Here is a 22732-nt window from a genome sequence, read left to right as displayed (position 1 = left end):
CGGTGGAGCGGGGCGGGTGTGCGCGGCGGCGAAGACGCCGGATGCGGTGCACGGCGAGGCGCGAGACCGGCTGTGGACAGTTGCACCGCGAATCGCTGCGACTACTGCGACCACTGCGACCACTGCGACCACGGCGACCACTGCGACCACTGCGACCACTGCGACCACTGCGACCACGGCAACCACGGCAACCACGGCAACCACGGCAACCACGGCAACCACGGCAACCACGGCAACCACGGCAACCACGGCAACCACGGCAACCACGGCAACCACGGCAACCGCCGCAATCAGCACGACCACAAACGCCCCGCGAATCGCCGCGGAGTCCTCGAAGCCCAAAAGCGCGGTCGCCACCCCGCACAACTTTTCCGCACCTCGCGGGTCCAAAACGGTCGGCGCGGCTTTCGAAGCGCGTGCGCAAGAGTTTCTGCAGCGTCAGCGCCTGAGGTTCGTCGCGCGCAACGTCGCGTGCCGGGGCGGCGAGATCGATCTCGTGATGAGCGATCGCGACGGCACGCTCGTGTTCGTCGAAGTTCGCGCGAGAGCGCAGCGTCATTACGGCGGCGCGGCAGCCAGCATCGGCTGGCACAAGAGGCAGCGCATCGTGCGCGCGGCGCGACACTACCTCGCGACGAGCGCCGCCAGGGCCGCGAGAAGCCACGGTTCGCGCGAGCAGCCCGCGTGCCGTTTCGATGTGATCGCGTTCGACGGCGGCCGGCTCGTCTGGTTGCGCGATGCGTTTCGCGCCGACGACGTCTGACGGCTCGCGCGGGCAACGCGCGTGAGTGCGATAAACTTGCGCTCGCGGTTGCGCGCACGAGGCGCCGTCCGCGAGACGGGCAGCCGGAGCAACCTAGGGTGCGATGTGGGAAGCAGCGTGTTTCATGATGTTTTCCGCGCCCACGCGGTATGTCGCCGGACGCGCACCCGTGGCGCACTGCCGGCATCGCGTCGGCACGCGAGCGGCGCGCAGCCCGGCAATACGACTTCACAACACGGCCGCATCGTGCGGTCCATTCGCGGTAGAAGATAGAGACTCGATGTCAGTCGAACGCATTCAACAACACTTCCGCGACAGCGCGGCAGTCAAACTCGAAGCCCTCGAAACCCTGTCGATGCCGATCGCCGCGGCGATCGACACGATGTTCGCCGCGCTGGCCAACGGCAATCGCATCCTCGCGTGCGGCAACGGCGGTTCGGCCGCCGACGCGCAGCATTTCGCGGCCGAGCTGATCGGCCGCTTCGAGCGCGAGCGGCCGGGTCTGCCGGCCGTCGCGCTCAGCACCGATACCTCGGTGCTCACCGCCATCGCCAACGACTACTCGTTCGAGCAGATTTATTCGAAGCAGGTCCGGGCGCTCGGCCAGCCCGGCGACGTGCTGCTCGCGATCAGCACGTCCGGCAATTCGGCGAACGTGCTCGCCGCGATCGAAGCCGCGCATGAGCGCGAGATGATCGTCGTCACGCTGACCGGCAAGGGCGGCGGACGCGTGCAGGACGTGTTGAGCGAAACCGACATCCACGTGTGCGTGCCGTCAGAGCGCACCGCGCGTATCCAGGAAGTACACCTGTTGACCATCCATTGCCTGTGCGACGGCATCGATGCCATGTTGCTCGGCGAAGACTGAGACCGATTCCGAAGGAGAGCTAGTTGATGAGCGCATTCCGCGTCAAGAAGACACTGGTGAGAACCGTGCTGGTGGTTGGGTTCGCGGCGGGTTTGTCCGCGACGCTGCAAGGCTGTTTTCTCGCCGTCGGGGCTGCCGCGGGCGGCGGCGCGCTGATGGCGACCGATCGCCGCACGCTCGGCGCGCAGACCGAGGATCGCGAGTTGCAGGTGAAGGCGCTGGCGCAGATCAGCCAGAATCTGCCGGACAGCGCGCATGTGAACGTCGCGGTGTTCAACCGCCGCGTGCTGCTGACCGGCGAGGTCGCGGGCGATGCGTCGAAGCAGCGCGCCGAGGACATCGTGCGTGGTCTGAACAACGTCAATACGATCGTCAACGAACTGGCGATCATGCCGGCGAGTTCGTTCTCGTCGCGCACCAACGACACCTACCTCGAGACGCGCGTGAAGACCGCGTTGATCGCCGAGAAGAACATTTCGGCGAACAATTTCAAGGTGGTGGCCGAGCGCGGCAACGTGTATCTGATGGGCCTCGTCACGATGGACGAGGGCAATCGCGGTGCGGACGTCGCGAGCCGCGTGCCGGGCGTCGTGCAGGTCGTGAAGGTGTTCCAGTACATCCAGCCGCAGGAAGCCGCGGCGGCGGCCACCGCCGCAGCGACGCCGGCGGTGGCGTCGCAGCCCGACGCGAGCGAACCGACGGTCGGCGCGATTCCCGATTCGTCGGTGAGCGCACGGCCGCTCGACCAGCAGGCGCCGGCGCCGGTGAGCAACTCGACGTCGGTGCATCCGGGTAATCCGAAGGCGACGCCGTGATGCGCGCGATGGCTCGCGCCCGCATCGCGCTGATGCTGGGCGCGGCGGCAACGCTGGCGAGCGTGTCGGCCCCGGCCGTGTATGCGGCTGACGCGCCGAGCGGCCAGCTGGTCGCCAATGCGAATGCGTGCATGGGTTGCCACGCGGTGGATCGCAAGCTCGTCGGCCCGTCGTTCCAGCAGATCGCCGCGAAATACAAGGGCGATGAGCAAGCGCCGGCCAAACTCGCGCGCAAGGTGAAGGACGGCGGTTCCGGCGTGTGGGGCATGATTCCGATGCCGGCGCATCAATCGATGAGCGATGCGGACATCCGCGCGGTGGTCGACTGGGTGCTGGCGGGCGCGCCGTCCAGATGAGGTTTTCCCGAGCGGTGAGGCTTGGCAAAAGGGAAAATGGCTGTGCTAGAATTGTTTGAATGTTGGGGGGGTAGCTCAGCTGGGAGAGCGTCGCGTTCGCAATGCGAAGGTCGGGAGTTCGATCCTCCTCCTCTCCACCAATAGAATCAAGGGCTTAGACGATGTGAGATTGTGAGCATATTTTTGCGCTGAATGCAAAGTTATGCTGTCAGGTACAAAGTGTAAAGATATGCTTCAATCTCAAAGCCGCCCGCGAAGTCGGCTTTGATGTTTTTAAGGCTCGAAAATTTCTGTTAAAGAGAGCTGAGGCGAAGATCGCCCACGGAAGACTATCGACTGGTGGTAGTGATGATTTGTAATCATCAGGTAGCGGGTTCGAGTCCTGTAGTCGGACGGCAAACATCCATCTGCCTACGTTCAGGCGGAAAGCGAAACGGATCCGGAAAGTGCCTCACAGTCCTGAACCTGAGCTATCACGGATTGAATTGCATGATCCCGCCCCGTCTCAGCTTCCGCCCGTCAAAGTTAGCGCTTTACACCGGTATCGCCCTTTTTGCGACACTATGAGCGGTCACCGACCGACCAACTTGCCGGTCTCCCTGTCATATACCTTGTTTAGGATCGTGCCGTTCAGGATGCTTTGCACCGCTTCGTCGATGATCGGTAGCGAAACTAGGAACCATTCGCAGGGCTTAACCGGCTTGCCGAAGCGATCGAGGATTTCCAAGTCGATCTGCGCGCTCGCGAAAATCTTATGGATCAGGTTTTCCACCTTGGTCCGATTGACGCCCGCGAGTTTGTAGGTGGTCACGACTTCCACTTTGGCAAGCAGGTACGTCGCATCGTTCTCAGCATCGGCAATTCTCGTCTCGACCTTGCCGCCCGTCACGCCAATCTTGTGAATGACTTGACGGTACGGGGCGATGCGTGGATCGTTGGACAGTGAGCGCAGCACGTAGATAGTGCCGCTCTGTACGTCATCGTCTTGCCATTCCCCGCTGAAAAGCGGTCCCACGTCCTTCTTGCGCAGACGGCGCGGTGCATCGTCGCGGTAGAGCGCCTTCTGAAACGAACGCTGCAACAGATCGCTTTCGGTCTCGTTGTCGTAGATGACACGAAGCCGCGCGTCCGGCCGGTCGGTGACTGACGTTTTGATGGCATCACCCATCTCTGCGACGTAGGCAATCTGCCCGTTCAGAATGTAGAAGTCGCCTTGCTGGATGCTTTCCAGCTTGATTTCCGCATCGCGAGCAAACGGCAACGCTTCCCAGGTGCTATCAGTCAGCCCGGCCTTGGCCTCATCAAACAGATGTTTAAACTTATCGAAATCGACGCACGGCGTACGGTCGGCGATTTGCTCCGCCGCCGCCTTTTCGGCGGTGGATCGGACATACCGAAGCACCGTTATGTCGTTATTATCTTTCGCGTCAACTCCTAGTTCCGCAAGCAGATCATCGTCGTTAAGCTGGGCCAGATCAACCCCAATCTTAGCCGCCGGCTGCTCAAGCAGACCTTGGGTGTCCAAGGTTGCGAGCAGCGCAAGCGCGGCCGTGTTACGGCGCAGTTGGTCGAGACGAACAGCGTAGAGGCGCTCGAAGATGTCAAAACCTTCGCCGTGGCGAGGCGCGTGACCGTGCTGCTCGACGAAGCGCTGGATTTCCTCGAAGCCGGCGATGATGCGCTCTTCCTGGGCCGTGCGACCACCCGTCACCTCGACATCGACCGAAATCCCCAACTGCTCCAGCAAGTCGTCGTCGGAAATGTCGTCCGACGCCAGGATCTTCTTACGCGTTGCCATTCCCTTCCTTCCTCTTCTCTTCTGCCTTGAAGCGGGCGAGGACGGCGATGCCTTCGGCCATTCGCTTCTCCCACGGATCGGATGCGTTGATGTCCGGCAGGCGACCACGGTCAAGCTTGAATGCCAGCGCTCGCTTGGCGAGGTCGCGCGCTTCCTCGATCGGGATGTTGACCTTGCGCGCCGCGATCACAGCCTGCACTTGTTTCAGGGTCTTCTCGTCCATCGCCTTCGCGAGAATCGCATAGGCGGTGTCGAACGGGTTGATTCGGTCGATCAGGTCGATGTCCAGTTCCTTGACGCTCATGGCGAACTGCTTCACGCCCTGGATGAGCGCGAGGTTCGCTTTCGGCGTACCGTCGTCGGTGCCACCCGTTGCGCCGTCGCTACCCGGTATGTCGACCTGCTTAGCCTGCTGTGTGAAGGCAAGCGCAGCGACTGCGTACTGGCGCACAGCTTCTTGATCGTCCTCTTCGAGGTGCGGGTATTTCTCGCGAACGATCTTTCCCATTTGAAGGATCGTCAGTTCCTCGGGAATCGTGTTGTCGTGGTCGAACAAACCGCGTTCAAGCGTCTTGTTGTTCTGCACGAACGAGGCGAGCACTTCGTTGATGTCCTCGCGGCAGATGCGCGCCGCTTCCTCGGACTTCGGTTCGACCAGCCCCTTAACCTCGACGTGCACGCGCCCGTCGTCGTGATTCACGCCGATGTTGAGTTGGCCTTCCTTGTAGCCGCCGGGGCCATAGTCGAAGCCAGGTTGCTCGCCGACATTCTTTGGGGTGAACTCAAAGCGCGGTGCCAAGACTTGCTCCATGAGCAGGCTTGCGGCGATCGCCTTCAAGGTGTCGTTGATCGCATCGGCCACCATGTCCTCGGACGCGTCCGGTTCAGCGATCAGATTCGTGAAGCGTGCGCTTTCCTTGCCCGGGGCGTCGCGGGTGGCGCGACCGATGATCTGAACGATTTCGGTCAGGCTGTTGCGATAGCCTATGGTCAGCGCGTGCTCGCACCAGATCCAGTCGAAACCTTCCTTCGCCATGCCGAGCGCGATGATGATGTCAACGTGATCGCGGTTGTTTTTTTGCTTCGGGTCTTTCAACGCCGACAGGACAGCGGAACGGCCGTCGCCGTCGTCCACCAGATCAGCAACTTTAATCATGCGGCCCTTGGGCAACTCGACAAGATGAAAGCCGGTTTGGGGATCGGTACCTTTCCAGGTGCCGAGCCTGTCCATGATCTTCTCGACTTCCTTGTGCTTGTCCTTGAGACTTTCGCGCGAATTGACGTTCGGGATGTGCACGATGGTCTTCAACGACGGGTCGAGCACTTGCATGATCGCATCGACGTATTTGTTCGGGTAGGAGTAGAAGTAATAGCCGATTTCAAGCGATTTCAGAAACTCGTACCCGTTCAACTGCTCGTAGTAGGTATACGTTACTGTCTCGAAGCGCGCTTCGTCGTCCGGCGCCAGCACGGCTTCAGCGTCCCCACGGAAATACGAGCCAGTCATCGCGACCATGTGCATCTTGTTTCGCTGAATCAACTCGGTCAACTGCCGCCCCAAGATGTTGTCCAGGTCGCTGCTGACGTGGTGGAACTCGTCGACCGCGATCAACCGATTGTCGAACGCGGCCGGCCCAAGTTCCTGGTATGCGAAGCGGAACGTGGCGTGCGTGCAGACCAACACCTTGTCGTCGCCGGCAAGGAACTCGCCGACGGCCTTAACCTTCGACGGAGCTACCTTCACGTCGTCCGCGCCGGGCGCGTTGCACAAATTCCACTGCGGCTTCACGACCCAATCGACGAAGAAGCCGTACTTGGACAGCGGTTCATCGGCAAAACTGCCGCCGATCGACCGCTCGGGCACCACGATCAGCGCCTGTTTGATGCCTTGGTTCGCCAGTTTGTCGAGCGTGATGAACATCAACGCACGGGACTTGCCGGAGGCCGGTGGCGACTTGAGCAACAGGTATTGCTCGCCCCGTTTAGCATAGGCGCGCTCCTGCATGGGACGCATGCCCAATGCGTTCGATTTGGTGGACGCCCCAGTCCGATCTGTCTTTATGGAGACGGTCGGGATGGAGTAACGCTTGGTCTCTTCGTTGCTCATTACGCGGTTTTCCGTGCTCGAATGGTTTTTCGGGTTGGCGTCGCTTCCGCTGTCGTCATCTTCGTATACAAATCGAACAGCTTTTCCAATCGCTCGGTGTCGTTGCGGAACCGCCGCCCGATGTAGATGCGTTCGAGCACTTCGTCGTTTCGCTCATGGGCGCGACGCAAATTCACCGGCATGGCTTCCGGGTCATAGAGGTCCGCGATCGTCGCTGGGAAGTGCGCTTCGCGAGCGAGCAGAATGTCTTCGGCGCACTGCGTCAGTTCGGTCTTGTTGTGCTCCGTCAATGTTGGTACGGGAAAGGTGTTCCAGCCCAAGGTATTGGAATAACGAAGGCGCGTTTCTAGTTTTCCACAAACTGCGGAGATCCAAATCAAATGCATTCGTGAGCTAAGCAATGAAAACAGCCATCCGTCGGCCTGGTAGATCACAAGCGACGGAGCCATTGCCACGTCATTGTCTGTAAAAATATCGCAAGGATAATATTCTCGATTTTCCGACGAGAGTTGAGCAATGACAATCTTCCTGGTTCGCTCGAAACGCGTTTCGTCAAATCGGTGAGGAACTGTGGCGATTTCCTGAGTTGCCTTTTTTGTGCTCGTTGCGCGCATGCGCGAAACCGCATCCAATCGGGTCTTGATGGCCGTGATGCGGGATGCTTCATCGAGTCTTTCGTCGGGGATGATAAGTGCGTAGCGAAGGATCCCCTTTATAAGCTCTTGGCCACCGACGAGGCGGCCGAGCATGTCGGATACCTCCGGATGGGCGGCCAGCAACTCGCTTCGCTCGTTCGACGACAAAACTAGATTCCCGCCATCCGTCATCTTGTCGCCCGAAAGCATTTCCGGCAATCCACTCAACTGGAGCGAGCGAAGGGGAACGAATATATTCCTCCCCTTAACTAGATACGGATTGATGTTCTCAACAATTGAGACGGTTGTCTTGCTTGAGTCATCCACGTCCGAAAATAGTTTTCTCTGTTTTATCTTTTCGCCCTTTGAGAGACCGACGATAACTACCGTAACACCGGCGTTCCGACTTGCGAGGTTGTTCCATTTAAAGCTGGTATGAGCGAATGCAATTTCGTGCCCTGCCGCTAGGATCAGCGGCCACAAAACCGCAACTTGCTGGCCTTGGCAAACTGAATTCGTCGAAACGAATGCCGAGACGGAGTTTCCTTCATTGCTGTAATCAACAGCCTTCATGAACCATCCGGCAACATAGTCCAAAGACTTCCATCCATGACAGCGATGACCGAAAATCAGTTCAAGGTCAGCTTTGTGTTCAACGCTCTGCTTTTTGGTACCTAGATATGGCGGATTGCCACAAATGTAAGTCTCTCCGCCTTCATTTTCGAAGTCGATTTCGCGTTGGTCGAGGGGCATCCCGAGGAGGTCATCCGAGATGATCTTTACGCCGGTTCCAGCAGGAGGGCAGAGTGCTATCCAGTCCAGTCGAAGTGCATTACCGTTCGTGATCCAGTTTTCCGCTTCGAGTGGCAGGAAGTCTTGCACGGCTTGCATCTGACCGCGATACAACACGTCGCACTGATATTCCGCGATGATGAGCGCGAGACGGGCGATCTCGGCCGGAAAACTGCGCAGTTCGATGCCACGAAAGTTCGTCAGTGGAATCGCCGATCGTAGGTCAGGTTCTTCGCGGCGCCGATTGATTTCGGCCTCGATTTCGCGCATCTGCTTATACGCGATGACTAAGAAGTTGCCGGAGCCACACGCAGGATCAAACACGCGTATGCGTGCCATGCGTTTACGCAGGTTCAGCAACTTGGCTTTGTTGTCGCCAGCGGCCTCAAGTTGGGTGCGTAGATCGTCGAGGAACAGCGGATTGAGTACCTTCAGAATGTTCGGCACACTTGTGTAGTGCATGCCTAGAGAGCCGCGTTCTTCGTCATCAGCGACCGCCTGGATCATGGAACCGAAGATGTCGGGATTGATTTCGTGCCAGTCCAGTTGCCCAGCGTGCAGCAGGTACGTGCGGGCCATGCGTGTGAAGCGTGGCACGTCGTTGCTGCCGCCGAACAGGCCGCCGTTCACGTACGGGAACACATCGGCCCAGCCAGGGATTTGTGCGTCCGCACGGGCGTTGCTGTCCTTGGTCGGCACGTTCATCGCGCGGAAGATCGTGCTAATCACGTCATGGGTATTGCCCGACGCCGCATCGCTCATCCGATCGACGGTCTTCGTGAACAGCCCTCGGCCGTCGAAAATTCCAGTGTCTTCGGCGAAGAAACAAAAGATCAGGCGAGCCATGAAGTGATTCATATCCTGCCTACGCTCATCCGTCGCCCACTCGGGATTCTCGCGCAGCAGTTCCAAGTACAGTTTGTTCAATCGGCCGGTTGCACGAACATCGACCGCACTGTCCTTGATTTCCTTGATCGTCGAGATGCCCGCGAGTGGCAGGAAGAAGCCGAAGTGCCCGGGAAACTTTGGGTACTCGCAAGCGATCGTCTCGCCGCTCGACATTTCCTCGGCTTCAAGCGTGTCGCCATCAGTCGCCAGGATGAATTTGACCTTGCCCTTCGTCGTCTCCGGACTCGCACGTAGGGCGTTCAGCGTTGCATTAACCTGTCCGGGTGTGCACGTTGCGAGGTGGATGTTATTGCGCTGCAAGACGCCGCGAGGGACGTCCGACTTGTTGGTGTCGCCCTTGCGGAGACGGGCGATTGTTGTGTCTTTGTTCCCGAATGCCGAAAGGAATTCGTAAGGAAAGTTTTCGGCGTCAAACGGTGTTTCGGCCAGACCGGAGACGGCGGCCTCGATTTCGACTGCGTTCATGTGTGTCGCGGATAGGGTACTTGCCCGAGATTATGCCAAGGCCCGAGGACATGTTGGGCCGGCATTGCCCACAACTTGACGTGGGGCTGCGTCACGAGAAGTAGCGACACTTGGCAGATGCCGCCTCCCTTTTAAGCGATTACCCGCCATCGGGATTCTATGAGGAATCAGACGGCTGTGGCGATTTGTCCGATGAACACGACTGCTTCCGACTGGCCGATCTTTGCAACGGGATTGCGCACCGTTGAATGCAACAGCGGATGGCGGCGGTGAGGTGCGGGATGATTTACGCGTTTTAACTGGCCAAGACAAGTCATCAGCCAATACAGCGCGGCTGTGCGTGAACGTCAACAACAACAGGCTACTGCGGTTCGGGAACGCTTGCGTGACGGAGGCCCGTGCAGGCAACGCCCCCGCCACGATGACTGCGCCGCCGTATAAACCGGCTGCTATTACGGCTTGCGCCACTTATCGGGTTTGCCGTTCGACGTGGTGCGAACACGTTCGACAAGGACCGGCCCGTCGGGATTGAGCCTGCGTGCAAGCTCAATCGCCTCAGCCTGAGTTGACGCTACGCCGCTCGCGCGCTGCGAGTTCGGCCGGCGCACGGCGTAGTCCTTTTCAGGGCGTTGTTCGACGAAAATCTTCTTGCCCATATTGGCTCCTCGGATTTAACGATCCGGCAAAGACAACAGATTGTCGGTCTTGCGACCATCGGCGACCGTTTGCACGAACTTGATGCGTCCATAGTTATGGACGTGGACCCAAGCGCCCCGGAGATTCGGATTCCGGTCCGGGCACCATACGGAGCTGTTTCCGTTGCTCTCGATGAACTGAACCATTTGCTCGCGCGTGCTGCTGCCTTGTTCGTTCGTTTCCTTGCCGTCCACGCATTTGACCCACCAAAGCTGAGCGATGTGCTCATGGCCTTGCCCGCCGTTCATGCGCTTGGCTACACACTTAATGTTCGTTGCCATCAACGTATCCCAAAAAAAGTTGGAAGGACGCGCCGACGCTCCATGTTCGGTGTAGGCGCACTCGAAGTTTGCCTACCTCGAATTCTGTTGTCAAGTATAGAAAATGCGTCTACTCTGAACTTTTGCGTGGTGTTGCTGCCAGCCGAGCGTTCGCGCGCCGGTAAACTGTCCGCCGAAAGGCGTTCTATGGCGGACCATGTATTCGACTAATCACTCGGGAGAAAACGTTGTCTACCCCGCTCGGCGACAAGATTCGCGCTGAAAGGAAACGGCTAAAGCTGACTTTGGACGATTTGGCCCAAAAAACCGAATCGAGCAAGAGTTACATCTGGGAGTTGGAAAACCGCCCGGTTGTAAGGCCGTCTGCGGACAAAATCCGCCGTATCGCGGAGGTCTTCGGCGTGACAGTCGAATACCTGCTAGACGAAGGGAAGCAAGCGCTCACTAAATCTGAGGCGGACGAGGTTTTCTTCAGAAGAATTGGCCAACTTGATGCGACAAAGAGAGCTCAACTCGAAAGGTTCCTGAAAGCAATCGACGACGATGACTGAACCGACAACCCCGATGGGGTGGGGTATCCAGCTGTCCAAGCTCTGGATCGCATCAGGGCAACCATTTCCGGTCGGCGTGAAGGAGTTGGCCCTAGAGGTGACCAAACAGCGTTTCCCTGATCCGGTGGGGTTGGTGACCCCTCACGGAGTCGCAGGCATTGACGGAATGCTTTCGAAGCGTGAAAAGAAAGGCGACTGGTGCATCTCATACGATGAGACGGTCGGTGTGCCAGGCCGCATCAACTTCACCCTCGCTCATGAGTTGGGACACTATCTCTGCCATCGACAACGACGAGCGGAGTTTCGTTGTGGTCCGGTAGATATGCTCGACTACGATAGCGACGTGTCGAGAAAAATGGAAAAGGAAGCGAATGTCTTCGCCTCCTACTTGCTGATGCCGGCAACAGACTTTCGGCAGCAAATCGCTGGTCAAGTCGTGACGCTCGATGTCCTGAGCACGGTTGCGGATCGATACGAGACGTCTTTTACCGCTACCGCGCTCAAGTGGATCGAGATCACCGATGAAGCCGCGGTGCTGGTGGTAGCTAGGGATGAATTTATCTGCTGGTCTTACCCGAGCAAGGCTGCCGCCAAAGCACGAGCGTATCTGGCACCCGGGACCCAGGTCCCTCAATCCGTTGTCGATCGACTCAAAACTTCAACCCGCCATTCTGGAAACACGTCGTACCGCGTACAGCCCGGCGTCTGGCACCCATCGCTGGAAGCGGACGAATTCATGATCGTCTCAGATCAGTTCGATCTTGCAATATTCTTGGTGCGGTATCCGGATGCACGCGCGGTCGACCACGATGAAGCTGAAGATTCGGACGCGTTCGACGGAATGACGAACCTCGGAAGCGGGATTGGTTGGGTACGCCGATAAGTTCGCGTCTTCGACTTGAGTGCTCACATGATGCTTCGTTAGTCATGCGTAGTTGCTATAGCGATGCCGCGCGCCAACAAGTGTGAGATGGCGCGCGTGCCGAGGACATTTCCGACGCCACTCTCGCGCCCCGACTGCTTACCATTTGTGGACAAGCTGTTCCTCGGCAAGCGGTGAGTGGCATCGCGCAATGGTTGGCAGAGTCTGTCATTCAGGCTTTGGTAAGTGCCCTCCCCAATGCTATTTGCTTAGCCCGGACATCATAGAAAGCATCTCGAACAACGGGATCTTTCAGCGACAGTCCCAGTTTCCGCAGTTCGGTATGGACAAGCCCGCGCGTGACACGCTGATGGCTTGCATACAGCTCTCTGACTGTAGCCACCGTCAGAGCACCACGCTCGCCGGCCCGCTGTTCAACCTGCTCATTCACCCAGTTCCTGTGCAACTGCGATATCTGTCGGCACGGCTCTGGGAACCAGTAGATGAGATAGCGATGGGTATAGCCAATGCGAGCGGCTACCTCTCGCATTGGAAGCTCGGAGTACCCCTGATTAATGATAGCGTGTAGCGCCTTGCTGATCTGATCCTTTTCCGGTCGTTTCAGATGTGCTCGTCGTGTCCTTCTGGGCTTTGATGCAATGCTCTGCGGAGTGAAGGTTTCAACCGCGCCGTTCGTTAGAAATGCCACCGGCGTGGTACCTAGGCTCCGTGTAAACCGATAAAACGCGGGAAATGACGGCTTGTGACGTCCCAGCTTCCAGTTACTGAATGTGCCTTCGGAGAAACCAAGAACTTTTTCGAATGGCTTGATTTGCCCATCGCAAAATCTGTCTGCCGTCTCCTTAAGCCTATCCCAAAAATGTTCGGCGTTCAGCAGATACTGCGCAGATTGATCGAGCATGATCATCTCGGTGATGGCGTCGATTGCTTGTTGTGCATCGTTTGGTATGCGCTGCTCCATATGTTCAGTCGGCTGACTGTCGTATTGCGCGAGCGGCCCGTGGCAATATGAGCAGTGGTCCAGATAGTAGTGGCGCGGTATGAACGGCTGAGTTTTCAGGCAAGCCGGACAGTTCTGTTCAAGGAGAACGTGATGTACAGGACAGTGTTGCACGATGACCGATTGCCAGATGAGGGGGTAATACGGTTCGACGTCCGTCTTCCGCCATTCCGCAAAACAGGCCGGACACCAGTGTGGATGCGAATGCAATATGCGTCGTGATCGGTACTGGAAAAGATCGTCCCACCTCAGAAAGGTACATTCGTCGAGCCCTGACTGCATGGTGAGCGACTCGAGGCTTTCCTTGATTTCGCGCGCATACTTTCCCAACCCGTTCATCGTGCTCAGGTAGGTCGTTACGAATTTTGCGCTATGCTTGGTGTAGTTGATTTCGCAATCGCGTAGGACTTCCTCCTTGACGAGTACATGTGGCTTGACGTTGTGCGCCCGGGCGAGACGGATAACGAGGCTATGGATGGCCTCGACCATTGGAGTGCCCCGAGCCTGAGGGGAGATCGAGTACAAACGACTCCGCTTGGGTGAAACCCATTCATTCTCGTTCCATAGCGGCAAAAGGGTACTTTTCATAGGTCAGCTCCCACTTTGTCTCTACTGGGGCCCCGCACCCCAGGCTTTTGACGAGCGCGAGGCTGTTTGTTTTCCGCTGGAGATAGCTGACCAGCAGGAAGCGCTAGGGAGGGACGTTGGGTAAAGGAGAAATTTCGCGCGAACTCGTCGTCGGAAATGTCAGCCAGTTGTTCTTCGCCGCTTTTTGCCTCTTCAAGAATTAATCGAAGATCTTTTTGCTTGAACCTATTTTTCTCGATTAGACTTGCGCTGACAGGTTGTTTCAAATCTAGTGCGTCGACGAGGGTACGTTCGAGCCAATTCTTCAAGATACCGACACATCCCACGGAGTACATCAGGAAGTAGTCGGGGTGTTTCAGAAGATCCAGATCCCATTGCACCGGCATGGCGTTCAACAACGAAAAAACTACATTTCGGAAGGAAGCGCCGTATGGATTGTCCTTCACCAAATCCGGTTCCGAATATCGCTCAAAGTGTAGGATCCGCGTGCGTCGAGCAAGCTGCCCATGAAAATTGTCAGTATTGAGGAGATCGTACGATGATCCAATAACAATAGGGATCTTTATATCGTTGGAGAGTGATTTCACGAGATCGAGCTGCAACGAGTGGCGCAGGCTGGAGCGCGAGTAGAACAGGTTCCGGCCTTCATCGAGGACAATCACCTTTGTATTCCGGTTGCGCACGCAGTTCAGCAACGAACGACGCAGCTCTTCAGCAACCCCGCGTGGGGAATCGCTCATGGTTCTTCGCGAGCTGTCGGGATGCAATGCATGAACAGTTTTGCGGTCGACGAGTGGCTCCTCCATGGCATTGAGCAATCTGATAAAGATATCCTTCCAGTTAGCGTCTCCGGCGATGGGCGTGGGAAGTTCGAGATACACGGCGGGCACCATGGCAGCATCTCTTTCCAATGCTGCCGTGTATGCAGCATTGACCGCGGAAACGAAATGACGCAGGGCCGCAGATTTTCCCACTCCGGTGGACCCAATAACCGCGATAACCGACTCGCTGCAACCCGCCGTGCAGATCTTGTTCAGCGTGCTGAACATTTCTTCAACCCGAAGATGGCGAACCCGCTTGCGATTGAACTCGTCGATCATCTTGGATTCCGGGGTGTCAGGGGAGTAGTTTTTCATCACAGGTCCCCCAGAAGCTGAGGAGCGTACGCATCGAATTCCGTTTCGCTCGCGTCCAGTCCTTCTTCCCATGCGGATGTGCCAGCGCTTTCTGGTTCAATGACATGGTTTCGCTCCGCAAGGTCGTCGGCCAGCTCGCGCTGGCGTAGGCGTTGCAGTCCGAGCACTTCATCCGCTTCGGTCGTGGCGAGGAAGTTGGCGAGTCGCTTCGCGTTGACTGGGTAGTGGTGCCCGGCCATACGGTGTTTCACCCGCAGATACTCGGACGCGATCTGCATTTCCCTTTCCGAGTGGTCTTTGAATACCAGATAACATTCCGATTGGCATTCGTGCCAGCGATGGTTGATGTAGGCGTATGCGATTCCCATGTTGTATGGGTCATATCGAACCGGGACGACCTGCCCGAGGGCCGAATGAAGGCGCAGCGCGACACATGAGTAATACACGTAGTTAATCTTGACTCCGTGTGTAGTCACCCTAGACGTTCCCTTGTTCGTCGATGGCAAGCTCAGCAAAATGAATGCTTTCGAGTAAGGGATCCTAGCGTGAGAGCGTGTGCCAGATAGTGCTAGACCGTGCGCGAAAACTTCAGCTGGACTGCAACCGAGAGTCGAGTGATGGTTCCGCTGGTAGACCTGATCGAAATATTGACCAAGCCGGTTGATCAGTTCATGGAGTGTCCAAACGGAAAGCGCAACTGGATCGACAGACTTCGTCTTCTTGCGGTACTCGCGATCGGCCTGTGTGTTGCCGCGAAGGTTATAGATGAAATCGTTTTGGCTCACGTTGAAAATGATTTCAATAACGCTGCCGTCGCGTGGTTGAGATGTACGGCGATCAAGCTTATGACATCTGAGAGCGGCAAGTAGCTGATCGAAATAGATCGACTGGAAATCTTTGCCCTTATCAACAATGATGAATTGAGGAACGCGGCCGTGCCGCTTTACACAGTCACGAATAAGCATCATGTTCGATCGGTACGAGGGTGAGTCGAACGTCACGTAGAACGCAAGCACCGTACGAGAATACGCGTCGAGAAGGAGTGTCAGCCATGCGCTCTGGTGGATCATCTCTCCGTCCTTCGATCTCAGCCGCATTGGAAGGGGTGTATGGTCGATGTGGCCGATGTGGAACGGGTGTGTGCCGTGTCTTGGCGTTGCGTAGGTTAGATGCCCTTCGGGAATAGTCGGGATCGGCGCCATCTCGTACGCTACTCGCCCACCGAACCGCTTCATCACCGAAGATCGGGTTGTTAGTCTTCGAATCTCGCGGACGAAGGTGGTGCGGCTGGGTGCTCGCAAGCCCTGCTCCTCGCATAAGGCGATCACCTTGCCGAACAATGCGGAATTGGTTTTTTGTCTGGGGTCGACCCAACCAGTGTGGAAAACGTTGGCGATAATGCCGAGAACATCGGTATGAATCTTTCTCTCGTGATTTCCCTGTGTGTTTTGCCAGTTGGGAACCAGCCCCAGGAACCCGTATCCTGTTGTACGTTCGGCGTTGCGATAGCTTGCAAGCCAATATTGGCGTGCACGTCGTGAATACTGGCGGTCAGATGCAGCGATGTTCGAAGAGAACAAGGTGCTGTAACGCGCATATGCGACCTTGAGCTGAGCATCACTTGCCTGCTGCAGTATGTGAAGTGCTTTTTTTTGAGCATCGTCATCTTGTGGTCGTTCAATCGGGACGATCTGGCCTTTCTTTGCAAGCGCGTCAAAGACGCCGTGCTGCAGGACGATGACGCTGTTGTCACTCATGACATCCGGATCGAGGCAACGACAGGCAATCTCAGTGTCGCCACGATTGATAATTTCCCAGTGCTTGCCGTCCCAGCCGAAGCCAGTTCCCGGCATTAGTGACAAAATGACGTTGTCACGCGGGGTGTTCGTCTGCGACGCGGCGAAGACACGGTATGCTGACGCACACGACGCATCGCGAAATACCAGCGCATGCTCGCGATCGGTGATGCGTTGGGCCGTGAGGTCGAAGCAGATCCGGCCTTCGACAACATCGGCGTTGAGGGTATCTGCGATGTCCGGGTTGTCGCTTAGTATGTCGGATACGGTTGCCCATCGCCGTGCGGCCAAGTAGTTGCGCAGCCTCTCCTGCTGTACGGGGTCACCTTGGGCAGGCTTGATGATGTAGTCGCGCAGGTACTCGAGGTTCTCGATCAGGACAGGATTGTTTTCGCTCGCGGGGCGAATCCGGAAAGATGCACCGTAATCGCTAGTGACATGCTGCTCAGCCGGTGGATAGCGCCAGTCGCCTCTTTCGTCGATGGAGTAGGCGTGGGGGCGCTTCTGGATCAACCCAGACAGGTCTTTCGCGGTCTTGCATTCGACGAACTCAAAACCGTTCCGGGTGATCCGGAAAAAATCGGGCGTGTAGGTCCAGCTGGACCGTCGGCCGTTTGGCAGTTGAGCCGCCAGTTGGAGGAACGCGGGCTGCCCATAGAACTCTAGTGTTTCTTCGTCGAAGTCCCACGTGACGGCGGCAGAGTACTCCGTGATCTTCGCTTCGCATTCGATCACGAACCCCATCTTGTGACTGGCATAGCGAACACGGTGGCTTCGGCGGCCGCCGTCAACGGCGCGAACAGGCGCGTTCGTTCGGATCCACTGGATCTTTCGCCGATGGGCTTCCTGCGTGCCGAGTCGCTCGAACAACTCGTGAAGCTCGATATCTGTCAGCATGTGGGCCTCCCGGAGGCGATGACGTATTCGGAAGAGTCATTGCTCGGCGCGATGGAGGGCTGCCCATTACTGGCGGTTTCGGTGCGACGGGTTTGGCTAAACCAGCTCATTTGCGTTTCTCCGGCGTAGCTGTCCCCTTGGAACCCATTTGAGGGGCCATTGGGGACAGCAAGATAAAAGAGGTCCGCTGCCGGACCTAAATCCGGCAGGAAACGGACGAACGAAGAGATTCCCGTTGACAAACAGGAAAAAACGCGGGATAAATGAGTTGTCCCGACCTAGGGCAACGCATTTTTCCCAAAACGGCCCGCGCTCTGCCAGGAGCGTGGGCCGTTTGCATTTCGGCACCCTCAGCCGTCACGTATCGGGGCTGCCTCTCGAAATGGGGTCAAGTCAGCTTGCTATCGCGATGGACACCTCCATTTAGAAATGGTTTTGGGCCCGCAACATTATCTGCGGGAGCGAAGGTATCAAATCTAGCGGATATTTATGCCTGAGCGCAATACGCTAAACATTTTCCACTTTTGGGCTTGTGGCAGGGCGCGAAGGCATCGCTGGTAAAGCGTTTTGACGGTTATTGAGCGTTTGTTAATTTAAATCAGTAAAGGTGCTGATTTAAATTCCAGTGACATAACTGAACTGCCCCGGTTGATATTCTTAATTGTTTTGTCAGATCCGGGTGCTGGACTTTCTTTTGGTGCGCTTGTGAAAGAGAATAGAGCCGAAAACGTTTCGCGCGGGTATTCGAGGAGGTAAATGGTCAAACGGGCGAATCCGGCGATGAAGCGAGTGGGAGCCTCTTCTGGCACTGACGTGCGTCTGAGCTGACGGCTACCACGCTTTGTGTCTTCGCATAGGCGCAAGATGAGCGCCTATGCGAGGGGTACGGCCAGCGTGACGTGAGAAACGCAACTATTGGAGGTGGTATGGCATCAGCAACTGTGGGGACGAAGGGGCGGATTACGATTCCTCGGCAAGTCCGTAACCAGCTCGGACTTGTCGCTGGCGACCGAATCGACTTTGTCCCAAACGATGAAACCGGGCGCTATGAGATCATTCCTGCCAACCGGCGCATCAAAGCACTCAAGGGCATCGTCGCGGCGCCAGCTAGGCCGATTTCCGTCGAGGATATGAATGTGATGAACTCCTGGTACGGGTAGGCGTCTCGATGACGGGGCCGCGCGTGCCTGCGGCAGGCCCGCTTCGCACGTACGGTGCGAACCTTTGCGCTTTATGTGGCGCGTGTCGAGAATGCTGACTCGAAACGATAGCTCGGCCGGAGCAAGATAGTTCGGAGATGCCAGTCGACTTCTACGTGCTCTGGATTCGTGGATGACTGGCCGCAATACGCTCAGCTCGAACGATCTCGAGCGGTTGGCACACGCGAAAATGCGTTTTGCATCATTTGTTTGCTACACGTATCGCGACTCAGTCCACTTGCAGAAAGATTGCGCGCGCATGCATAATTGACCGATAAACTAATAAGCAAAATGATCTGTCGGCATTGCTCCGCTGATGGATCCATCAGCGGGGGCTAGCTTGAACTTTTTGCATCATGATCTCGGACAGAGGAAACGAGGCGAAGTCGTGGAGATCACGCTCTCCTCTGGCGCCAATGTCAGGTTGATGGACAGCTCGAACTTCAGTAGTTATCGCAGTGGGCGTCAACATCGATACATTGGCGGCCTTGCTACGCGATCGCCTCAACGCTTGACCATCCCCTCGTCTGGTCACTGGCACGTTACGATCGATATGCAAGGGTTGCGTGGCAGTACTCGCGCATCGGTCCGAATCTTGCCGGCAGCATTGCCGGAGATCCGCGAAACGCCGCTCAGCGAGCTTCCGAGTTTGGTTCGAAACGACCTTCCACCCGATATCGATTCGAGCAATCAGTATCACGACGTTTTTATCTCGCACGCATCAGAGGATAAAGACGAAATTGTTCGCCCTCTGGCAAGCGCCTTGATCTCGCAAGGTCTGAACGTTTGGTACGACGAGTTCACGCTGCGGATTGGAGACAGTCTTCGGCAGAAAATCGACCGCGGACTAGCCAGTAGCCGAGTGGGGCTCGTGGTGCTCTCCCATTCATTCATCACCAAGGGATGGACGAATTACGAACTGGACGGCATCGTGACACGTGCTGTGTCGGGCGAGCAGATCTTGTTGCCTATTTGGCACAACGTTACGAAGCAGCAAGTCATGGATTTCAGTCCGTCGCTCGCAGACAAGGTCGCGCGAAGTACTGCGACGCATACGGTGTCCGAGATCGCCAGTGAAATCGCTGAACTACTCCGCGCGACCTAGCGTGCGTCGGATTGTGTGTGTCAGGGAAATATACTAAGTTATTACTCTCTACGGGGGCGGCATGTCAGGCGACAGGACTCACGTCTTCATCAGTCACGTGCATGAGGACGATCATAGGCTTAAACCACTCAAAGATCTGTTGGCCACCGCCGGCATGGATGTGCGGGATGGCTCTATCAACAGCGACAAGCCGAATAATGCGACTAACCCAGACTATATTAAATCGCAGATCCTCACTCCTCGGATTGAGTGGGCATCCGTCTTTGTCGTGCTCATTACGCCCGAGACCCGTAATAGCGAATGGGTCACATGGGAGATCGAGTGTGCAGAAAAGATGGGTAAGCGCATCGTAGGGGTCTGGGATCATGGTGAGGCGCAATGCGAGATCCCCGAGGCGTTAGAGCGTTACGCCGATGCAGTGGTCGGATGGCAAGCTGAGCGGGTGAAGGATGCGATCGAAGGCCGCATCAACGAAAAGGACACACCTGACGGAGATTCCGCCCCCGCGCGCGACATTCCCAGATACTCCTGCTAGCAGCCATGCGACTCTTTTCCTACGTCGTTGCCCGAGACTATGGGTTCGCACCCAACCCTTTCGGGGGAGTGTGTAGCCTCGCGACATGCAAGCCGGATATCCGTCAACAGGCGGAGGTTGGGGACTGGATTGCCGGATTGAGTTCCTTGGCCGATCGTCGTCCGCCTGGACTTGTATACGTCATGCGTGTTGATGAGGTCCTAACCTACGACACGTACTGGGCGGACCAGCGGTTTTATCATAAGAGGCCTTCGCGTCTTGGCAGCGTCAAGCAGATGTTCGGCGACAACATCTACCATCGTGATGGTGACGGTCAGTGGCAGCAGGTCGATTCGCATCACAGTCTCGCGGATGGCAATCCAAACCCACGCAATATCGCAAATGATACGCGGTCAACCGGCGTGTTGATTGGCCACCGGTTTGCGTATTGGGGCAACCAGGCAATCGCGGTTCCTCAAGATCTAGAGCCGATTTTCATAAGGCGCGGTTACCGGAATAGTTTTGAGCCTCACTTCATCGCCGATTTCGTCGCTTGGTTCGAGGGCCTCGGCGTCCAAGGATATCAGGCGGCGCCGTTCAAGTGGCAGCGCCCACATGCAACGTGGGCGCGTCCTCCGATCTGAAGGCGATACCAATCAGGAAATTCAACTATGGTGATCGCGCAAGCGCAGCAGCCGCCACTAACGATTGCCTCATATGCGGCGCTGTCCAGTCAAACCGATCGCTTTTCATCGATCCCTGACGGTTCAGTCCAGCTGACTTTTGGCTTTTTCGGTGAGGTGGGTGGACTACTGTCGGCGTTAAAGAAAGTGAATCGGGACCGTCTGCAGGAGTCCGAGACGCAGGTGGCTGGCGAAGAGATCGGCGACGCGCTGTGGTATCTGATCGCGATCGCCAATGCGAGCGCAATCGAACCCAGGATTCTCGGCGAACGGTGCTTGAGGTATCTTCGACAGCGGTTCGGAGAGCATGAACGTGAGAATGGCGGAGAGATTAACTTCCGGCAGATCGATGGACTTATTGCGGTCCATGGCGACGACTTGGAAAATCGCCGAACTCAACAGTTAGCTGAACTGGCCCGTGCGAGCGGAGAGATTGTCGGTCATGTGGACATATCGCAGCTGACCCTCTACCACGACTCGCAGACCAACCTGCTCGCCCAATTGCTGGGCATGTTAGGTTTAGTCGCTGCATCGTTCATGCTGAAGCTGGAGGACATCGCGCGTGACAACCTTGTAAAGATCCACGGTCGATGGCCCGGACAGATCCTTGAGTATACGCAGCCGTTCGATGCTCCGTTGCCGCAGCATGAGCAACTGCCTCGCACTATTCCGATGGAATTCATTGAGCGTCGATCGAAGTCGGGAAGCTACGTCGTACAGCAACTGCACGGCGTTTACATCGGTGACCGTCTGACGGATAACAGCAATGAACCCGACGACTACCGTTTTCACGATGTATTCCATCTCGCGTACGTCGCACATCTCGGATGGTCTCCTGTGATCCGGGCGCTGCTGAAAGTCAAACGCAAATCTGTGCCGGAGATCGATGAAAACGAAGACGGCGCGCGAGCTATGATCATAGAGGAAGGCATCGCTACCTGGATTTTCAACCACGCGAGGCATCGCAACTACTATGCCGACGTTGCGATCGGCAAGCTGGAGTACGGACTGCTCAAGCAGGTTCGCAGCATGGTCGATGGCTATGAGGTGGCTGCCGCGCCACTCTGGCAGTGGGAGCGGGCGATACTGGATGGATTTCGGGTCTTCCGCGAGCTGCGGCAGCCCGAAAACCGCGGCGGCCGGGTTATCGTCGACATGGACGCACATACGCTATCATTCGAGGCGCCAACCCGGACCAACGAATGAAGCCCGACTCCTTTGTCAAAAGTCTAGCCGCAATAACGCTGGACAACGTGTTCAATCCATACCGCGATATTTGTCCGATTCACGATCGGCCAGACGCTGCTGCTACGCGCCGTAGAAATTTGCGGTCGTACTTGGCCGCCGCGCTCGAGTGCGGTGTCGATACGCTATGGATGGGACGGGATTTGGGCTATCGCGGAGGACGGCGCACGGGCCTTGCGTTGACTGACGAATATCATTTGCCAGAACTTGAAAGGCTTTTTCCCGGCGCGCGTTTGACCCGGGCCACGTATGGAACTGCTGTTGCGGAGCGCACCGCCGCCGAGATCTGGGCTGCAATTGGTCGAGTAAATCAACCACCGGTTTTCTGGAACGTGTTTCCCTTTCACCCTCACGAACCGGGCATCGCACTCTCGAACAGGCGCTTCACGCGTGCCGAACTCTCAGAAGTCGATGACCTGAACGCCTCATTGATTGAGGGGCTAGGCATTAAAAGAATTATTTCCATCGGCCAGGATGCCGCTGCATACGCTGGCCGTTTTGGGGTGACTGTAGAGGTAGTGCGGCATCCCAGCTACGGTGGGGTGACTGACTTCCGTCGCGGCATTGCGGAGCTCTATGGATTTCGCCTTCAGTTGCACGGTGAGCGCATGAGTCAGCACAGCCTCTTCAGCTAACGAGATGCGGAACGT

General features: G+C 56.9%; 20 protein-coding genes and 1 tRNA gene. 13 read left to right on the top strand and 8 right to left on the bottom strand.

Annotated features, from left to right (window positions below; genetic code table 11):
• Positions 1-316 precede the first annotated feature (316 nt).
• The 5 genes from G3N58_RS09520 to G3N58_RS09500 all read left to right on the top strand — a co-directional run bounded on the left by G3N58_RS09520 (position 317) and on the right by G3N58_RS09500 (position 2942).
• The gene (locus tag G3N58_RS09520; RefSeq protein ID WP_346778256.1) at positions 317-763 is read left to right on the top strand and encodes a YraN family protein; all 447 of its coding nucleotides are present in this window, start codon (positions 317-319) and stop codon (positions 761-763) included.
• Positions 764-1043: 280 nt separating this feature from the next.
• Positions 1044-1631, top strand: coding sequence for a phosphoheptose isomerase (locus G3N58_RS09515; RefSeq protein ID WP_205999034.1), 588 nt, complete (start codon positions 1044-1046; stop codon positions 1629-1631).
• A gap of 26 nt (positions 1632-1657) precedes the next feature.
• Positions 1658-2446 (top strand): BON domain-containing protein, encoded by a 789-nt coding sequence (locus tag G3N58_RS09510; protein WP_167042259.1) that lies wholly within the window; start codon positions 1658-1660, stop codon positions 2444-2446.
• Positions 2446-2802, top strand: coding sequence for a c-type cytochrome (locus G3N58_RS09505; protein ID WP_167042262.1), 357 nt, complete (start codon positions 2446-2448; stop codon positions 2800-2802). The genes G3N58_RS09510 and G3N58_RS09505 overlap by 1 nt, the downstream gene beginning before the upstream one ends.
• Positions 2803-2866: 64 nt before the next feature.
• Positions 2867-2942: transfer RNA gene (locus G3N58_RS09500), tRNA-Ala, on the top strand.
• A 431-nt stretch (positions 2943-3373) separates the two neighbouring features.
• Here G3N58_RS09500 and G3N58_RS09495 read toward each other — a convergent pair.
• The 5 genes from G3N58_RS09495 to G3N58_RS09475 all read right to left on the bottom strand — a co-directional run bounded on the left by G3N58_RS09495 (position 3374) and on the right by G3N58_RS09475 (position 10485).
• Entirely contained in the window at positions 3374-4600 is a 1227-nt protein-coding gene (locus G3N58_RS09495; RefSeq protein ID WP_205999033.1) for a GIY-YIG nuclease family protein, read from the bottom strand.
• Positions 4587-6707 (bottom strand): DEAD/DEAH box helicase, encoded by a 2121-nt coding sequence (locus G3N58_RS09490; protein WP_205999032.1) that lies wholly within the window; start codon positions 6705-6707, stop codon positions 4587-4589. The genes G3N58_RS09495 and G3N58_RS09490 overlap by 14 nt, the downstream gene beginning before the upstream one ends.
• Positions 6707-9508, bottom strand: a complete 2802-nt coding sequence (locus tag G3N58_RS09485; RefSeq protein WP_205999031.1) for a class I SAM-dependent DNA methyltransferase — start codon at positions 9506-9508, stop codon at positions 6707-6709. The genes G3N58_RS09490 and G3N58_RS09485 overlap by 1 nt, the downstream gene beginning before the upstream one ends.
• A gap of 452 nt (positions 9509-9960) precedes the next feature.
• Positions 9961-10164, bottom strand: coding sequence for a DUF2188 domain-containing protein (locus G3N58_RS09480; RefSeq protein WP_205999030.1), 204 nt, complete (start codon positions 10162-10164; stop codon positions 9961-9963).
• A gap of 15 nt (positions 10165-10179) precedes the next feature.
• The gene (locus G3N58_RS09475) at positions 10180-10485 is read right to left on the bottom strand and encodes a DUF3892 domain-containing protein (RefSeq protein ID WP_205999029.1); all 306 of its coding nucleotides are present in this window, start codon (positions 10483-10485) and stop codon (positions 10180-10182) included.
• 227 nt (positions 10486-10712) lie between these two features.
• On the opposite strand from G3N58_RS09475, the gene G3N58_RS09470 reads away from it, so the two are divergent.
• Positions 10713-11036, top strand: coding sequence for a helix-turn-helix transcriptional regulator (locus G3N58_RS09470; RefSeq protein WP_205999028.1), 324 nt, complete (start codon positions 10713-10715; stop codon positions 11034-11036).
• Positions 11029-11919, top strand: a complete 891-nt coding sequence (locus G3N58_RS09465; protein WP_205999027.1) for an ImmA/IrrE family metallo-endopeptidase — start codon at positions 11029-11031, stop codon at positions 11917-11919. Before G3N58_RS09470 ends, G3N58_RS09465 begins: the two co-directional genes overlap by 8 nt.
• A 211-nt stretch (positions 11920-12130) precedes the next feature.
• Here the strand turns inward: G3N58_RS09465 and G3N58_RS09460 are convergent, their stop codons facing one another.
• From G3N58_RS09460 to G3N58_RS09450, 3 genes are all read right to left on the bottom strand, one after another.
• The gene (locus G3N58_RS09460; RefSeq protein ID WP_205999026.1) at positions 12131-13408 is read right to left on the bottom strand and encodes a TniQ family protein; all 1278 of its coding nucleotides are present in this window, start codon (positions 13406-13408) and stop codon (positions 12131-12133) included.
• A 95-nt stretch (positions 13409-13503) separates the two neighbouring features.
• Complete coding sequence (locus G3N58_RS09455) at positions 13504-14643, bottom strand: TniB family NTP-binding protein (protein ID WP_205999025.1); 1140 nt, start codon at positions 14641-14643, stop codon at positions 13504-13506.
• Positions 14643-17336 (bottom strand): TnsA endonuclease N-terminal domain-containing protein, encoded by a 2694-nt coding sequence (locus G3N58_RS09450; RefSeq protein WP_205999024.1) that lies wholly within the window; start codon positions 17334-17336, stop codon positions 14643-14645. The genes G3N58_RS09455 and G3N58_RS09450 overlap by 1 nt, the downstream gene beginning before the upstream one ends.
• A 926-nt stretch (positions 17337-18262) precedes the next feature.
• On the opposite strand from G3N58_RS09450, the gene G3N58_RS09445 reads away from it, so the two are divergent.
• The 6 genes from G3N58_RS09445 to G3N58_RS09420 all read left to right on the top strand — a co-directional run bounded on the left by G3N58_RS09445 (position 18263) and on the right by G3N58_RS09420 (position 22717).
• Positions 18263-18496, top strand: a complete 234-nt coding sequence (locus G3N58_RS09445) for an AbrB/MazE/SpoVT family DNA-binding domain-containing protein (RefSeq protein ID WP_205999023.1) — start codon at positions 18263-18265, stop codon at positions 18494-18496.
• Between the two features lie 355 nt (positions 18497-18851).
• Positions 18852-19640: a DUF1883 domain-containing protein gene (locus G3N58_RS09440; protein ID WP_241017051.1), complete on the top strand. Its 789-nt coding sequence runs from the start codon at positions 18852-18854 to the stop codon at positions 19638-19640.
• A gap of 61 nt (positions 19641-19701) precedes the next feature.
• On the top strand, positions 19702-20175 hold the full coding sequence (locus G3N58_RS09435) for a TIR domain-containing protein (protein WP_205999021.1): 474 nt from the start codon (positions 19702-19704) through the stop codon (positions 20173-20175).
• Between the two features lie 5 nt (positions 20176-20180).
• A complete protein-coding gene (locus tag G3N58_RS09430; RefSeq protein ID WP_205999020.1) occupies positions 20181-20798 on the top strand; it encodes a hypothetical protein in 618 nt (205 codons plus the stop codon).
• Positions 20799-20825: 27 nt separating this feature from the next.
• Entirely contained in the window at positions 20826-22043 is a 1218-nt protein-coding gene (locus G3N58_RS09425; protein WP_205999019.1) for a nucleoside triphosphate pyrophosphohydrolase family protein, read from the top strand.
• Positions 22040-22717 (top strand): uracil-DNA glycosylase, encoded by a 678-nt coding sequence (locus tag G3N58_RS09420; protein WP_205999018.1) that lies wholly within the window; start codon positions 22040-22042, stop codon positions 22715-22717. Before G3N58_RS09425 ends, G3N58_RS09420 begins: the two co-directional genes overlap by 4 nt.
• Positions 22718-22732 lie beyond the last annotated feature (15 nt).

Origin of the sequence: Paraburkholderia sp. Ac-20342 (assembly GCF_017104985.1) — a bacterium.
GTDB lineage: Bacteria > Pseudomonadota > Gammaproteobacteria > Burkholderiales > Burkholderiaceae > Paraburkholderia.
The sequence above is the reverse complement of the archived record's forward strand: the minus strand, read 5'-3'. Positions and strand labels throughout refer to the sequence as shown.